Source organism: Pseudomonas sp. LBUM1646, from assembly GCF_059716165.1.
The window spans coordinates 1,432,480-1,444,896 of record NZ_CP166810.1 but is presented as its reverse complement, the minus strand read 5'-3'; the positions used below and the strand labels follow the sequence as shown (position 1 = coordinate 1,444,896).

Here is a 12,417-nt window from a genome sequence, read left to right as displayed (position 1 = left end):
CAATGACCGCTTTTAGCCTTGTTTATACCCTGCATGTCCTGTCCGCCCTGGTATGGGTGGGTGGCATGTTTTTCGCCTGGATGGTCCTGCGCCCGGCGGCGATGAAGGCCCTGGAAGGCCCCGGCCGGTTGAAGCTGTGGGTAGAAGTGTTTCAAGGTTTTTTCCGCTGGGTCTGGGTGGCGGTGGTCCTTTTGCCGATCAGCGGCGTGGGCATGATTCATCTGCAGTTCGCCGGGTTTGAGATGGCGCCGCGCTATGTACAGGTGATGATGGGCTTGTACGTGGTGATGACCGCGCTGTTTATCCGGATTCAGGCGTTGTTGCTGCCGGAGTTGCGCACGGCAGTGGACGCGCAGGATTGGCCGGCGGGTGCCGCTGCGCTGGGGAAGATTCGCAAGTTGGTGGGCATTAATCTGCTGGTTGGGTTGGTGCTGGTGGCGATTGCGGCGGCTCGGCCGTGATCGTTCCCACGCTCTGCGTGGGAATGCCTCAAGGGACGCTCCGCGTCCAGTGACGCGAAGCGTCACGGGCTGTATTCCCACGCAGAGCGTGGGAACAATCCGTGTAGAAGTTACAACCGCTGAACCGTCACCGCCCCCGCCGCGCCGACGGGTCCTGGCTGACCATCAACGCCTGGACGCCCGCTCTTGCCGCCATCGGCCTTGTAAACCAGGCAACCCTTGGCCTTGCCGCCCGCCCCCGGTTTACCGCCAGGGCCGGCCAGACCACCGGCACCGCCGGCAACCTGAACCTTGATTTGTTCCGCGGGGTAATCCCGCGGCACTTCCAGGCGCACCAGCGCACCGGCCGCCCCTGGCTGACCATCGCTGCCATTGGTGCCGTCGAACCCACGACCGGCCTGGCCCCAGGTGCAGCCGGGCTCTTCGCCGTTGGCGCCATCCAGACCGACAAAACCCGGCGCACCCGCACCACCGCGCGCATCGACCGTCAATGTCGGCGCGCTCAGCGTTTTGATCTGCAAGTTCAGGTTGCGCCCGGAACGGGCAGCCTTGAGGTAAGTACCCGGTGCACCGCGCGCGGTGATCAGGCTGCCTTCAGACAAATTGGCGCGGCTGACTTTCAGTTCCAGCGCCTGTTCGCCGGGCACGATGGCGATCCGCGCGTCACGGCCCAGGTGCAATTCGCCGACCGTCACTTCAGTCACGTTCGAGGGAATCAGCAAGGTGCCGTAGTCGGCGACGTCGAGTTTTTCCAGCTGCAAGGTGCTCGCAGTATTGGGTAAGCGCATCAGCGAGTTGGTTTCGACGCTCACCACTTGGGCACAGGCGAGTGGGCTGATGAATGCAGCGAGCAGGCAGAGTTTACGCATGGGAAGCCCCTGGTACGGCCGGGGCCGGAATGGTTTGCAGGTGGAAAACGCCAAAAAACAGAATCTTCAGCCGATCACGCCACGGGTGGGCGCGACCTCTGAGGCTGCGGAAACACAGCAGCGCTTCGAGAAAATGAATAACCGCCAGCAGCGCCCCGGCCATGTTGACCAGCAGGTGCAGCGGATTGATAAACGGGATCAGCAGATTGACCAGCACCACCAACCAGAACAGCAGGGTCAACAGCTTCCCCAGCCCCCAAAACACCTTCATACGCTCCCCCGTTGAGAATTATTCTTTGAGCGCACAGTAACGGCTTCCGCAAGGGATACGCCAGTGGGCAAGAGAAAATTCATCCAGACGGCCGCCGGATTCGCGACTTTGGTCGCCCGGCGGCTCTAGATCGAGGCTCTACGTCATGCGTCAGCGGTTGATGTGCAATTCCACACGTCGGTTTTGCGCCCGCCCTTCTTCTGTTTCGTTATCGGCTACTGGCTGGCTTTCGCCCTTGCCTTCACTGGTGAGTTTGTTAGGCGCCAGGCCCTGGCTCAACAGATAAGCGGCCACGCTGCTGGCGCGACGTTCCGACAAAGCCTGGTTATAGGCATCCGAACCGGTGCTGTCGGTATGGCCCACTACCTTGATGCTGACCACATCAGCGTTTTGCAGCTTGGCCATCAGCGCATCCAGTTGGCTGCGTGCTGCTGGTGTCAGGTCGGACTTGTCGAAAGCGAACAGCACGTTGCCGGCATCGCTCAAGGTGATGACTTCGGAGACCGGTGCCGGTTCGACGGGTTTCACGCTGACCGGGTATTGCGGCAACGGACAACCGCGATGATCGACCGGGGTATTTTCCGGCGTATCAGGGCAACGATCACGGCGGTCAAAGACCCCGTCGCTGTCTTCGTCGCCATCCTGGGCGTAGCAGATCAAACCGCCGGTCAAGATACCGAGCGCCGCACCACCGGCCGCCCAACCGCCACTTTCGATAGCGCCCAGGCCACCGCCGACCAGGCCGCCTATAACGCTGCAGATCGGCCAGGTACGTTGATTCAGGGGGGCAGTGCCATCGCTGTGAGTGGCGCAACCGGTCAACAGGCTGCCAAGCAGCAGAACCGGCAAGACGGTCCTTGTGAGAACGCTCATTTGTGAATGCTCCTGTGTTACCGGCCCATACCGGTTACACAGGAGTAAAGACCCGCATCCGCGACTGCACAAGCCGCGGAGCGGAAGGGACTTTAACGCTCGATTTTGATTTCGGTGCGACGGTTCAGCGCGCGGCCATCAGCGGTTTTGTTATCGGCCACTGGCTGGCTTTCGCCTTTACCGGTTACCGACACGAAGCTGCTGCGTGGCACGCCATCGTGGATCAGGTACTCCACCACCGAATGCGCACGTTTATCCGACAGTTTCTGGTTGTAGGCATCGCTGCCGACGCTGTCGGTGTGGCCGGTCACGGTCAGGCGTGCGGTGGACGATTCCTGTTTCAGGCGGGTGGCGACTTTATCGAGCACCTCTTTATCGGAAGGCGTGAGCGTGGCTTTGTCGAACTGGAAGTGCACATCGCGGATCACGATGGTTTCTTCCTTGACCACGACGACTTCCTCGACCACTGGTGCAGGGACGGGTGGTGGGCAGCCGTCAGCATCGACCTGCACGCCTCTAGGCGTACCCGGGCACTTGTCGCGACTGTCCGGCACGCCATCGCCGTCTTCGTCGCCATCACCGTGCACCCAGCAATAGGCCGCCGCCATGCCGCCGACGAACAGCGCACCGCCGCCAGCCCAGGCGGCGCTTTCCGTCGCACCCAGCCCCGCACCGACGACGCCACCGACTGCCGCACAGGTCGGCCAGTCGGTTTTCTGCAAACCTGCGCAACCAGTCAACACACTGGTTAGCAGAACCAAGGGTAATGCTGTCCGAACTATGCTCATCTAGTGTTCTCCTGAGGGATCGGCTTAAAACCGATTCAGGGAGTAAAGACCCGAGTTTTAATCTCCGCCAGCAATAGGCCAATGCCGTTTCGCCCCGTATTCACGGCAGATCGGCACTTTTGCCGCACAGTGGCTCTAGGCCCGAACGTTGGGGCAGGCTAGTCTTGGCAGCTCTGATTGAGGATCTTCGATGATTGCAGGTATTTCTTCGCGCACGCCCCAGCAGGCGTTGGCCGCTTTGCTTGACCGCTACGCCCCCGCGCGCCTGTTGCTGATTGGTGCCAGCCAGTTCCCGGCGCTTGAGGCTTTCAAGCTCGCACACCCGGACAGTTGCGTCGCCCATGCCGCACCCGGGCCATTGCCGGCGGAGCTGGCGGCAAGGCGCTTTGACCTGGCGCTGGTGGTCGATTGCCTGGAGCACTTGCCCAAGCGCGATGGCCTGAATTTGCTGGGCGGGATCCGCAATCTCAACGCCAGTCGCATCGCAGTGCTGGCGGACTTGCCGGCCAGCGGCTGGCAGGAAACCGACTTTTTCTCCCTGGCCCTGCAAGCCAGCGAACGTTTCCAGCGCGACGATCAGGTGCTGACGCTCTTCACCTATGATCTGCTTGACTATAAACAGGTGCCCGACTGGCTCAACGCACGGTTCTGGGCCAATCCGGAAAACTTCGGGAAACACTGGTGGTAACGCAATGAGTACATCCATTTGCCCTTGCGGCAGCGGCACCCTGCTCGACGCCTGCTGCGGTCATTACCATGCCGGCCACCCGGCTCCCTGCGCCGAAGCCTTGATGCGTTCGCGCTACAGCGCCTATGTGTTGGGGCTGGTGGATTATCTGGTGGCAACCACCCTGCCCGCCCAACAGGCTGGCCTGGATCGTCAGTCCATCAGCGACTGGAGCGCCCAAAGCACCTGGCTGGGCCTTGAGGTGGAAAGCTCCGAGGTGTTTGGCGGGCAACCGGAACACGCCTTCGTGACCTTCACCGCACGCTGGCACGATGGCGCCGGCGAACACAGCCACCGCGAGCGCTCCTCGTTTGTGCAGAACACCGGCCACTGGTACTTCATCGACCCGACTGTGCAGCTCAAGGCCGGGCGCAACGACGCCTGCCCGTGCGCGAGCGGGCAGAAATACAAGAAGTGTTGTGCGGGGTATTTCGGTAGTTGAGATGATGGTCACCCTGTAGCAGCTGCCGAAGGCTGCGTTCGACTGCGCAGCAGTCGTGAAATCAGGCGCAGTGGTGTGTCAGTCAGATCGGGTTGCCAGGAGGGCGACTGCTTCGCAGCCGAACGCAGGCTTCGCCAGCTGCTACACAAGGGAGAAACATCACCATGCCCCGTCAGCCCCGCTTCATACATCTGCTCACCCTGCTCGCAATCCTGAGCCTCGGCGGCTGTGCGTCCTGGTTCAGCGACGATGAACCGGAGCCCCAGGTGCACCTGGTCAAGGTCGAGGTGGTGCGGGCCAAACTGCTGGAACAGAAATTCCTCCTGCACTTTCGCGTCGACAACCCCAACGACAGTGACTTGACCGTGCGCGGGTTGGAATACCGCATCCATTTGGGCGAGATGCTACTGACCGAAGGCGAGCACGAGCACTGGTTCACCGTTGGCCCCAAACGCAGCGCCTATTTCAAGGTGCCGATCCGCACCAACCTGTGGCCCAAAGTGCGGGACCTGGTGAAATTGCTGAAAAGCCCCAAGCAATCCATCCCCTATCGTCTGGAAGGTGAACTGGAAACCGGCTTATTCATCGCGCACTACGTGCACCTGGCGCGTAATGGCGTGATAATCCCCGCCGATTTAATTCCGGAGTAACCCCGATGACCCAGCAACCCCATGTTCATGGCCCTGACTGCAACCACGATCACGACGATCATGCCCACGACCACCATGATCACGACCACGGCCATGTCCACGGCCCGAACTGCGGCCACGCCCACCAGGAACCGGTGCGCAACGCTCTGAAAGACGTCGGCCGCAACGACCCTTGCCCGTGCGGCAACGGCAAGAAATTCAAGAAGTGCCACGGCGCGTAACGCGTTGATGCATTGCTTCAGGTAGGAGCAAAGCTTGCCCGCGAAGAACGATGACGAGGTCTGCCTGAGTGACCGCGGTGCCTTTTTCGCGGGCCAGTCGAATCGTCGCACCGCTCGCTCCTACAGGTTTTCAGTCGTTGTTCAGGATCGCTGCGGTGCTGACGACGGTGGCGTACTCGCCGTGCAGATTCGCCAGCGACATGGCATGCACTTCCTCGGCGGAATGCGGGTTGCCGAAAAAATCAGCCTTGTCGAAGGTAAAACACGCATCCTCCACCACCCATGCTTCAAACCCCAGATTGCCGGCCGTTCGCGCCGTGGATTCCACCGAGTTGTTCGTCGCCACGCCAACGATGATCAATTGCTCAATCCCCGCCTCACGCAAACTCGCCTCCAGCGCCGTCGCACAAAACGCATCCGGCACCTGTTTCTGAATCAGTTGCTCACCGGCCAACGGCTGAAACCGTTCCTGAAACTCCACGCCCGATTGCTCTGGCCAAAACACTGAATCCGGTGAACGGGACAGGTGCTGCACGTGAATCACCCGCCGTGCGGTGCGCCGCCAGTGCGCCAGCAAATCGAGAATTCGCTCTTCGGCCTGAGGATTATTTCGAGGCCCCAGCCTGGGATGCAGGATGCCTTTCTGTTGATCGATGATGATCAGCGCCGCGTTGTTCTTGAGCTCCATGCTGACTTTTCTCATGCCGGGTCATTGAATTTCACGCACTTCAGCATCACCTCTTCCTACAGGCAAGCTCTGCGGTGCAAACAGGACGACCTAATGCGAGCGGTTGCTGTCCGTACCTAACGACGTCCATTTTCTGGAGCACTCCATGATCGACCTGTATTACTGGACCACCCCGAACGGCCACAAAATTTCGATATTCCTCGAAGAAGCCGGCCTCAAGTACGACGTGCACCCGATCAACATCAGCCAGAACGATCAGTTCAAACCTGAATTCCTGAAGATTTCCCCAAACAACAAAATCCCGGCGATCGTCGATCACGAGCCGGCCGATGGTGGTGAGCCTTTGTCGCTGTTCGAGTCCGGGGCGATTCTGCTGTACCTGGCCGAGAAGACCGGCAAGTTCCTGCCCAAGGACCTGCGCGGGCGCCAGCAAGCATTGCAATGGCTGTTCTGGCAGATGGGCGGTCTGGGGCCGATGGCCGGGCAGAATCATCACTTCAGCCAGTTTGCACCGGAAAAAATCCCCTACGCGATTAAACGCTACATCGACGAAACCGCTCGCCTCTATGGCGTGCTCGACAAGCAGCTGGCGAGCAATGAATTCGTCGCCGGCAACGAATACAGCATTGCCGACATGGCAATCTACCCGTGGATCGTGTCCCACAAGTGGCAGAGCCAGAACCTCGAAGACTTCCCCAACGTGCTGCGCTGGTTCAACCACATCCAGAACCGCCCGGCGACGGTGAAGGCGTATGCACTGGCAGCGAAGGTCAACCCGCCTAAATCCTGACCGTTTGTCCGCCGATCGTTCCCACGCTCCGCGTGGGAATGCCTCAACGGACGCTCCGCGTTCGGCTTTGGATGGGACGCGGAGCGTCCCGGGCTGCATTCCCACGCAGAGCGTGGGAACGATCACGACGATCACGGTGAAGAAATAACCCCGCCGCCGCTTGCGCGGCCACCTCCTGCTCACTAACGTAGCGCCTTTATTGCGTTACTACCCCCGCAGGAGCTTTGCCATGGCCTCGCCAGCCCTCACACATTTTCTTCCCCGGTTCGGCGTTGCCGCAGCAGTGGCCGGTGTTTTGAGCCTGACCGGTTGTCAGACCTGGAACACCCAGGACACCCTCCCGCCCAACTCAGGCGTGCAGCCGCTCAAGGGCCTGGCGCAGAACGTGTCGGTTCGACGCAATGCCATGGGCATGCCATTGATCGAAAGCAACAGCTTCCACGACGCGCTGTTCGCCCTCGGCTACGTCCACGCCAGCGACCGCCTCACGCAAATGGTGACCATGCGCCTGCTGGCCGAAGGCCGTCTGTCAGAAATGTCCGGCGCGGACCTGCTCGACGCTGACCGCTATATGCGCGCGATCAACCTGAAGAAAAGCGCCGGCGAGCTGTACAAAGCCTCGTCGCCGCGGCTCAAGCGCTTCTTCGAAGTCTATGCCCGGGGCGTCAACGCTTACCTGTTCCGCTACCGCGACAAACTGCCGGCCGACCTCGCGGCCAGCGGTTACAAGCCTGAATACTGGAAGCCGGAAGACTCGGCGCTGATTTTCTGCCTGTTGAATTTCAGCCAATCGGCCAACCTGCCGGAAGAAATCTCCTCGCTGGTGCTGGCGCAAACGGTCACTACCGACAAGCTGCCGTGGCTGACGCCGTCCGCGCCCGACGAAAAACTGCCGCTAGGCGAAGCCGACAAGCTCCAGGGCATCAAGCTCAACGGCGCGATCCCCGGCCTGGTGGAAATCACCAAGGCCACCGGGCAACTCTCCGATCTGAATCTGCTCGGCGCCACGTCGTCGAACAACTGGGCCATCGGCCCGCAACGCAGCCGCAGCGGCAAAAGCCTGCTGGCCAGCGACAGCCACGGGCCGCTGGGCGTGCCGTCGTTGTTCAGCTACGTGCAGATCCGCGCGCCGAAATATCAGGCGGCCGGCGTCAGCATCGCCGGTCTGCCGATGGTGCTCGGCGGCTTCAACGGCAAAGTGGCGTGGAGCATGACCACGGTCATGGGCGACAACCAGGACCTGTTCCTGGAAAAAATCAAACGCCAGGGCAATGGCCTTACCTACGAAGTCGGCGGCAAGTGGCAGCCGGTGGTCGTGCGCAACGAAACCTACTTCGTCAAAGGCCAGCGGCCGATTCGCGAAGCGGTGTACGAAACCCGCCACGGGCCGCTGCTCAACAGCGCCCAGGGCCTGAGCATGGCCAATGGTTTCGGATTGGCGCTGCAAACCCCGAGCTTCACCGACGACAAGACCCTGGACGCGTTTTTCGACCTGTCCCGCGCGCAGACCGTCGAGAAAGCCTCGGACGCCAGCCGTGAAATCCGCGCCATCGCCCTGAACCTGGTCTTCGCCGACGCCAGCAACATTGGCTGGCAAGTCACCGGTCGCTACCCGAACCGCCGCGAAGGCGAAGGCCTGCTGCCGTCGCCGGGCTGGGAAGGTCGCTACGATTGGGACGGTTACGCCGACCCGATGCTGCACCCGTATGACCAGGATCCGGCCCAGGGCTGGCTCGGCACCGCCAACCAGCGGGTCATCCCCCATGGTTACGGCATGCAGTTGTCTAATTCCTGGTCCGCCCCGGAACGTGGCGAACGTCTGGCCGAATTGGCCGGCGTGGGCAAGCACGACACCCGCAGCCTGATCGCCATGCAGTACGACCAGACCACCACCTTCGCCGCCAAACTGAAAAAAATGTTTACAGCGCCGGGAATGGCCCAGCCGCTGAAACAGGCGATCGACGCGTTGCCGGAAGCTGATCGCAGCAAGGCCCGTGAGGCGCTGGCGCACTTGATGGCGTTCGACGGCAAGCTCAGTCCAACGTCTGCCGATGCGGCGATTTATGAGCTGTTCTTGCAGGAAAGCGCCAAGCAGATTTTCCTCGACGAACTGGGCCCGGAAAGCGGCCCGGCGTGGAAAGCCTTTGTTGCCAACGGCAAGTTGTCCTACGCGGCCCAGGCCGATCATTTGCTGGGTCGCGAAGACAGCCCGTTCTGGGAGGACGCGCGCACGCCGCAGAAAGAAGACAAACCGGCGATCCTCGCCCGCAGCCTGGCGGCGGCGATCAGTGCCGGCGACAGTCAGTTGGGCGGCGATCACAAGGCCTGGCAGTGGGGCAAACTGCATCGCTACGAGTGGAAAAATGCCAGTGGCCAGACCGTGCGCGGTCCGCTCGCGGCCGGTGGCGATCACACCACGCTGAACACCGCCGCGTTCGCCTGGGGCCAGGACTTCAACACCACGCTGGCGCCGTCCATGCGCTTTATCGTCGACTTCGGCCAGGCCGAACCGTTGATGGGCCAGAACGGCAGCGGCCAGTCCGGCAACCCGGCCAGCCCGAACTACCTCGACAGCATCGATCCGTGGCTCAAGGGCCAGTACATGAGCCTGCCGATGCAGCCACAGAACTTTGACAAGGCGTATGGCAAGACGCGGTTGACCCTGACACCGGGTAAATAACCCGCTGACTGATCGTTCCCACGCGCCGCGTGGGAATGCAGCCCGGGACGCTCCGCGTCCCATTGGAACGCGGAGCGTCCCTAGAGGCATTCCCACGCAGAGCGTGGGAACGATCAGCTCGATAGAACTTCTAGCCTCGCGCAAACCTCATAGCTAACAAGTCCCTCCATTTTGGTAACGACATGGATCTTGTTATCGCGCGCGCCGAAGGTTTGTACTGCCCCGCCGGGGATTTCTATATCGATCCGTGGCGCCCGGTGGAGCGCGCGGTGATCACCCATGCCCACGGCGATCACGCTCGAACCGGCAATCAACACTACCTGGCAGCGGCCCCCGGCGAAGGGATTCTGCGCACGCGTCTGGGCCAGGACATCAACCTGCAAACCCTGCCCTACGGCGAACGCCTGCTGCACCACGGCGTCACCTTGAGTTTTCACCCGGCCGGCCATGTCCTCGGGTCGGCCCAAGTGCGCCTGGAATACGGCGGTGAAGTCTGGGTCGCCTCTGGGGATTACAAAATCGAGCCCGACGGCACCTGCGCGCCGTTCGAACCGGTGCGTTGCCACACGTTCATCACCGAATCGACCTTCGGCCTGCCTATCTACCGCTGGCAGCCCCAGGTGCAGGTATTTGCCGAGATCAATCAGTGGTGGCGGGCGAACATCGCGGCCGAAAAAGCCAGTGTGCTGTTCTGCTATTCCTTCGGTAAGGCGCAACGCATTCTCCACGGCATCGACGCCAGCATCGGCCCCATTCTGGTGCATGGCGCAGTGGAACCGCTCAACCGGGTGTATCGCGAAGCAGGGATTTATCTGCCGCCAACGATTTACGCCGGCGAATTAAAAAAGACCGATCCGATCATGCGCCAGGCTTTGGTTCTCGCCCCACCTTCGGCCGCTGGCAGCAGCTGGATGCGCCGCTTCGGCGATTACAGCGATGGATTCGCCAGCGGCTGGATGCGTTTACGCGGTACTCGGCGGCGGCGCGGTGTGGATCGCGGTTTCGTCCTCTCGGACCATGCCGACTGGCCGGGCCTGCTCTGGGCCATCGACCAGACCGGGGCAGAGCGAGTGATGGTCACCCACGGCTCGATCGGCGTGCTGGTGCGGCATCTGCGCGAACAAGGGCTGGATGCCCAAGGTTTCAGCACCGAGTACGGCGACAATGAAGAAGACCACGCCGTCGCGGTGGAAACCGCCGAGGTGCTGCCATGAAAGCCTTCGCCGCGTTGTACGCCGAGTTCGACGCCACCACTTCGAGCAACGCCAAACTGGCGGCGATGCAGGCTTACTTCGCCCAAGCCGCACCGGAAGATGCCGCGTGGGCGGTGTACTTTCTCTCGGGCGGTCGGCCTCGGCAGTTGGTGCCGGTGCGTGCGCTGCGTGAGCTGGCAGTGGAGATTTCCGGGCTCTCGTCGTGGCTGTTCGAAGAGAGCTATCAAGCCGTCGGTGATTTGGCGGAAACCATCTCGCTGGTGCTACCCGAAACGCCCCACAGTTCTACCGATGGGCTGGCGACCTGGATCGAAGACAAATTGCTGCCTTTGCGCGGTGAAACCCCGGAGTTCCTGGCCCGGCGACTGCCCGCCCTCTGGGCGCAACTGGACCGCCCGAGCCTGATGCTGTGCATCAAACTGATCACCGGCAGTTTTCGCGTCGGCGTCTCCAGGCTATTGGTCACTCGGGCGCTGGCCGGCATGGCCGGGCTCGACAGCAAACGAGTGGCGCAGCGGCTGGTGGGTTACACCGACCTGTCCAACCGTCCGAGTGCCACCAGTTACCTGAAACTCATCGCGCCGCAATCCGCCGACGAACATGCCCAACGGGGCGGTCAGCCGTATCCGTTTTTCCTCGCCCACGCTTTGTCACAACCGGTGGAGCAGTTTGAGGCACTTCTCGGACCGGCCAGCCAATGGCAAGTCGAATGGAAGTGGGACGGCATCCGCGCCCAAGTGGTCAAGCGTGAGGGGCGGCTGTGGATCTGGTCCCGGGGTGAAGAACTGGTCAGCGAGCGTTTTCCCGAACTGGAGGCGCTGACCCACGGTTTGCCGGACGGCACAGTGATCGACGGAGAAATCGTCGCTTGGAAATCTGCCCAACCCACCACCGAGGATGCCTTCGACCCGCAATTCCCAAATCCTCCCGCGGTGCAACCCTTCGCCCTGCTGCAACAGCGCATCGGCCGTAAAACCCTCGGCAAGAAAATCCTCGATGAAGTGCCGGTGGTGTTACTCGCCTACGACCTGCTGGAATGGCAAGGGGAAGACTGGCGCAACCACACTCAGGCAGAACGTCGCACTCAACTGGAGCAAGTCATCGACAGTTGCAACAGCCCGGTGCTGCGGGCATCTCCGGTGCTCACCGGTGAAGACTGGTTCGACCTCGCCGGGCAACGGCAAGCGTCGCGTCGATTGGGGGTCGAGGGCATGATGCTCAAGGCTCGGGATGCGCTGTATGGCGTGGGTCGGACCAAGGACATGGGCGTGTGGTGGAAATGGAAAGTCGAACCGTTCAGCGTCGATGCGGTGCTGATCTATGCCCAACGGGGGCACGGCCGTAGGGCAAGTCTCTACAGCGATTACACGTTCGCTGTGTGGGACGGACCGCCCGACGCAAGCGAACGGACGCTGGTGCCGTTTGCCAAGGCTTATTCAGGGCTGACCGATGAGGAAATGCGTCAGGTCGATGGCATTGTGCGCAAAACCACAGTAGAAAAGTTCGGGCCGGTGAGCAGCGTGAAGCCGAGCCTGGTGTTCGAGCTGGGATTTGAAGGGATTGCCCTGTCCCGGCGGCACAAGAGCGGGATTGCGGTGCGGTTTCCCAGGATGTTGCGGTGGCGACAGGATAAGTCGGTGGAAGAAGCCGATAGCCTGGCCACACTGCAGGACCTGCTTAGCTGACACCCGATCGTTCCCACACTCTGCGTGGGAATGCCTCTAGGGACGCTCCGCGTCCGCT

General features: G+C 61.6%; 14 protein-coding genes. 9 read left to right on the top strand and 5 right to left on the bottom strand.

Annotated elements, in window-relative coordinates:
• Positions 1–2 precede the first annotated feature (2 nt).
• Positions 3–461, top strand: coding sequence for a CopD family protein (locus ACA071_RS06360; protein WP_497643599.1), 459 nt, complete (start codon positions 3–5; stop codon positions 459–461).
• A 110-nt stretch (positions 462–571) separates the two neighbouring features.
• Here the strand turns inward: ACA071_RS06360 and ACA071_RS06355 are convergent, their stop codons facing one another.
• The 4 genes from ACA071_RS06355 to ACA071_RS06340 all read right to left on the bottom strand — a co-directional run bounded on the left by ACA071_RS06355 (position 572) and on the right by ACA071_RS06340 (position 3,262).
• Positions 572–1,330, bottom strand: a complete 759-nt coding sequence (locus ACA071_RS06355) for a collagen-like protein (RefSeq protein WP_497643598.1) — start codon at positions 1,328–1,330, stop codon at positions 572–574.
• Positions 1,323–1,601: a DUF1145 domain-containing protein gene (locus ACA071_RS06350; protein ID WP_427632536.1), complete on the bottom strand. Its 279-nt coding sequence runs from the start codon at positions 1,599–1,601 to the stop codon at positions 1,323–1,325. The genes ACA071_RS06355 and ACA071_RS06350 overlap by 8 nt, the downstream gene beginning before the upstream one ends.
• Before the next feature lie 150 nt (positions 1,602–1,751).
• Positions 1,752–2,474 (bottom strand): PA1041 family peptidoglycan-binding anchor lipoprotein, encoded by a 723-nt coding sequence (locus ACA071_RS06345; protein WP_497643597.1) that lies wholly within the window; start codon positions 2,472–2,474, stop codon positions 1,752–1,754.
• A 92-nt stretch (positions 2,475–2,566) separates the two neighbouring features.
• Positions 2,567–3,262, bottom strand: coding sequence for a PA1041 family peptidoglycan-binding anchor lipoprotein (locus ACA071_RS06340; protein ID WP_497643596.1), 696 nt, complete (start codon positions 3,260–3,262; stop codon positions 2,567–2,569).
• Between the two features lie 190 nt (positions 3,263–3,452).
• Here ACA071_RS06340 and ACA071_RS06335 point away from each other — a divergent pair, with 190 nt between their 5' ends.
• From ACA071_RS06335 to ACA071_RS06320, 4 genes are all read left to right on the top strand, one after another.
• Positions 3,453–3,950 carry a DUF6231 family protein gene (locus ACA071_RS06335; protein ID WP_497643595.1) on the top strand — a complete coding sequence of 166 codons (498 nt, stop codon included), beginning with the start codon at positions 3,453–3,455 and terminating at the stop codon, positions 3,948–3,950.
• Positions 3,951–3,954: 4 nt separating this feature from the next.
• The gene (locus tag ACA071_RS06330) at positions 3,955–4,431 is read left to right on the top strand and encodes a YchJ family protein (RefSeq protein ID WP_497643594.1); all 477 of its coding nucleotides are present in this window, start codon (positions 3,955–3,957) and stop codon (positions 4,429–4,431) included.
• Positions 4,432–4,595: 164 nt separating this feature from the next.
• Positions 4,596–5,081, top strand: a complete 486-nt coding sequence (locus tag ACA071_RS06325; RefSeq protein ID WP_497643593.1) for an LEA/WHy family protein — start codon at positions 4,596–4,598, stop codon at positions 5,079–5,081.
• 5 nt (positions 5,082–5,086) lie between these two features.
• Positions 5,087–5,302, top strand: coding sequence for an SEC-C metal-binding domain-containing protein (locus ACA071_RS06320; protein WP_054046981.1), 216 nt, complete (start codon positions 5,087–5,089; stop codon positions 5,300–5,302).
• 130 nt (positions 5,303–5,432) lie between these two features.
• Here ACA071_RS06320 and ACA071_RS06315 read toward each other — a convergent pair whose 3' ends face one another.
• Positions 5,433–5,990, bottom strand: a complete 558-nt coding sequence (locus tag ACA071_RS06315) for a cysteine hydrolase family protein (RefSeq protein ID WP_497645275.1) — start codon at positions 5,988–5,990, stop codon at positions 5,433–5,435.
• A gap of 145 nt (positions 5,991–6,135) precedes the next feature.
• Between ACA071_RS06315 and ACA071_RS06310 the strand changes: the two genes are divergently transcribed.
• The 4 genes from ACA071_RS06310 to ACA071_RS06295 all read left to right on the top strand — a co-directional run bounded on the left by ACA071_RS06310 (position 6,136) and on the right by ACA071_RS06295 (position 12,359).
• Entirely contained in the window at positions 6,136–6,780 is a 645-nt protein-coding gene (locus ACA071_RS06310; protein WP_497643592.1) for a glutathione binding-like protein, read from the top strand.
• A gap of 229 nt (positions 6,781–7,009) precedes the next feature.
• Positions 7,010–9,460 carry a penicillin acylase family protein gene (locus ACA071_RS06305; protein ID WP_497643591.1) on the top strand — a complete coding sequence of 817 codons (2,451 nt, stop codon included), beginning with the start codon at positions 7,010–7,012 and terminating at the stop codon, positions 9,458–9,460.
• Between the two features lie 182 nt (positions 9,461–9,642).
• Complete coding sequence (locus tag ACA071_RS06300) at positions 9,643–10,674, top strand: ligase-associated DNA damage response exonuclease (protein ID WP_497643590.1); 1,032 nt, start codon at positions 9,643–9,645, stop codon at positions 10,672–10,674.
• The gene (locus tag ACA071_RS06295; RefSeq protein WP_497643589.1) at positions 10,671–12,359 is read left to right on the top strand and encodes an ATP-dependent DNA ligase; all 1,689 of its coding nucleotides are present in this window, start codon (positions 10,671–10,673) and stop codon (positions 12,357–12,359) included. The genes ACA071_RS06300 and ACA071_RS06295 overlap by 4 nt, the downstream gene beginning before the upstream one ends.
• Positions 12,360–12,417 lie beyond the last annotated feature (58 nt).

Bases quoted from the DNA above. Each gene is read 5' to 3' on its own strand.
- ACA071_RS06360 (WP_497643599.1), top strand. From the start codon at position 3: ATGACCGCTTTTAGCCTTGTTTATACCCTGCATGTCCTGTCCGCCCTG.
- ACA071_RS06355 (WP_497643598.1), bottom strand. From the start codon at position 1,330: ATGCGTAAACTCTGCCTGCTCGCTGCATTCATCAGCCCACTCGCCTGT.
- ACA071_RS06350 (WP_427632536.1), bottom strand. From the start codon at position 1,601: ATGAAGGTGTTTTGGGGGCTGGGGAAGCTGTTGACCCTGCTGTTCTGG.
- ACA071_RS06345 (WP_497643597.1), bottom strand. From the start codon at position 2,474: ATGAGCGTTCTCACAAGGACCGTCTTGCCGGTTCTGCTGCTTGGCAGC.
- ACA071_RS06340 (WP_497643596.1), bottom strand. From the start codon at position 3,262: ATGAGCATAGTTCGGACAGCATTACCCTTGGTTCTGCTAACCAGTGTG.
- ACA071_RS06335 (WP_497643595.1), top strand. From the start codon at position 3,453: ATGATTGCAGGTATTTCTTCGCGCACGCCCCAGCAGGCGTTGGCCGCT.
- ACA071_RS06330 (WP_497643594.1), top strand. From the start codon at position 3,955: ATGAGTACATCCATTTGCCCTTGCGGCAGCGGCACCCTGCTCGACGCC.
- ACA071_RS06325 (WP_497643593.1), top strand. From the start codon at position 4,596: ATGCCCCGTCAGCCCCGCTTCATACATCTGCTCACCCTGCTCGCAATC.
- ACA071_RS06320 (WP_054046981.1), top strand. From the start codon at position 5,087: ATGACCCAGCAACCCCATGTTCATGGCCCTGACTGCAACCACGATCAC.
- ACA071_RS06315 (WP_497645275.1), bottom strand. From the start codon at position 5,990: ATGGAGCTCAAGAACAACGCGGCGCTGATCATCATCGATCAACAGAAA.
- ACA071_RS06310 (WP_497643592.1), top strand. From the start codon at position 6,136: ATGATCGACCTGTATTACTGGACCACCCCGAACGGCCACAAAATTTCG.
- ACA071_RS06305 (WP_497643591.1), top strand. From the start codon at position 7,010: ATGGCCTCGCCAGCCCTCACACATTTTCTTCCCCGGTTCGGCGTTGCC.
- ACA071_RS06300 (WP_497643590.1), top strand. From the start codon at position 9,643: ATGGATCTTGTTATCGCGCGCGCCGAAGGTTTGTACTGCCCCGCCGGG.
- ACA071_RS06295 (WP_497643589.1), top strand. From the start codon at position 10,671: ATGAAAGCCTTCGCCGCGTTGTACGCCGAGTTCGACGCCACCACTTCG.